The 1315-nt window shown below is 70.6% G+C and carries 2 protein-coding genes; both read right to left on the bottom strand.

Annotated features, from left to right (window positions below; genetic code table 11):
- A partial coding sequence (locus tag ABD323_RS41250; protein WP_344447225.1) for a hypothetical protein occupies window positions 1-474 on the bottom strand: 474 nt, incomplete at its 3' end.
- 25 nt (window positions 475-499) lie between these two features.
- Window positions 500-1315 (bottom strand): SPDY domain-containing protein (locus ABD323_RS41245; protein WP_344447224.1); only part of this gene is annotated, 816 nt, incomplete at its 5' end.

The raw sequence follows: 1315 nt of genomic DNA, 5'->3' as shown, positions 1-1315 counted from the left end.
ATGCGCATCAGGGCCGCCAACAGCCGACGGCGCCGGCTGGCCTGGCGGTTGGCCGAGAGGACGTCGGCCGTGCGCTGAGCGGGTGACAGCGGCCTGTGCGAGGCGGGCCGCCGGCGATTGCGCTGTGGCTGTGGCGGCTTTGCGGGCTTCGATCACGTTGCTGATGGCCTGCAGTGCTGTGCGGCTTTCGGCGTGGGCGATCCGCAGACCGGAAGCGGAGTCGGTGATCCGCTCGAGGTCGTAGAAGGCCGGGGTGTGCCCTGGTCGGGTGAGTGCGTGCAGACGGTCCTGGTGGACTGCGATGGCGTTGCTGGAGATGACCAGGGATGAGCGGATGTGCATTGCCGAGCGTAGGAGCGGGTCGTCCACCGGGCGGTGGGGCGCGAGAGCTTCCAACTCCTCGATGGGGCGTTCCCAGGCAGCGGCGATCAGTGCGTCGGCCTGGTCGAGGGGCGAGGTGGCGAAGTCGGGCACGGGGAATCCTTGGATATGTGAGGGGTCACCGCCGTAGCGCAGTCGAGGGCCGAGCAGCGGCAGTCTGGGCCGCGGACGCGTTGGGTAGTGTGCGCTGGCGCGGAGCCGGCGCGGCGGTGTGCTGCGCGGTGCCGGGGAGCGCGATGGAGGAGCGGGCGCGGGCGGCCAGGGCGCGGCGGACATCGAGCGGTGTCGGTGCAGGCGGTGTGATCGCTGTTGCCGTGGCCTGGGGTGGCAGGCGGCGCAGATCGTCGCCGTAGCGGATGACGGGGGCCGGGTCGGTGAGAGCCCAGTTCATCGCCGTCACCAGGGCGGGCGGGGTCTGGGAGGTGGCGGTGGCGTACCACCGCCGGTCGGGCGGTCCGGCCAGGGTGAGCCAGCGTTCCTGGTTGCCGGCCATCTCGGTAGCGTTGTTGAGGTGCTTGCGGCGCAGGTGGACCTCAGCCAGGCCGTCGGGGGACTCGAAGATGAGGTCGGCCGCGGTGTAGCGGTGGCTCCAGCCTGCCGCTGCCAGCGGCGTGCCGACGTTGAGCTCCGCCAAGTCACGGCCGCGGTCGGCGAGGTAGGCGTCGGGGCCCTCGGTGTGTGCCTTCGCGAGCGCGGTGGTGAAGCCGGTGACGATCTCGGTGGGCGTGCTCTCCTGGTAGGTGACCAACCACCGGGGTGCGCCGAAGGCATGGGAGTACCCCGTGATCTGCCAGAGGGCGTCGTCCTCGCCTTCCGGCAGGTAGCCCAGGCGGAGCTTCTGGTTCGGTGAGTTGACGTACACGTTGCCCAGATCGTCGTGGTTCATGTTCCAGCCCGCGTCGAGCAGGGGGCGAAGGGCTGGATCTCCGGTGAA

It is taken from the genome of Kitasatospora nipponensis, from assembly GCF_039528135.1.
Taxonomy (GTDB): domain Bacteria; phylum Actinomycetota; class Actinomycetes; order Streptomycetales; family Streptomycetaceae; genus Kitasatospora; species Kitasatospora nipponensis.
The sequence above is the reverse complement of the archived record's forward strand: the minus strand, read 5'-3'. Positions and strand labels throughout refer to the sequence as shown.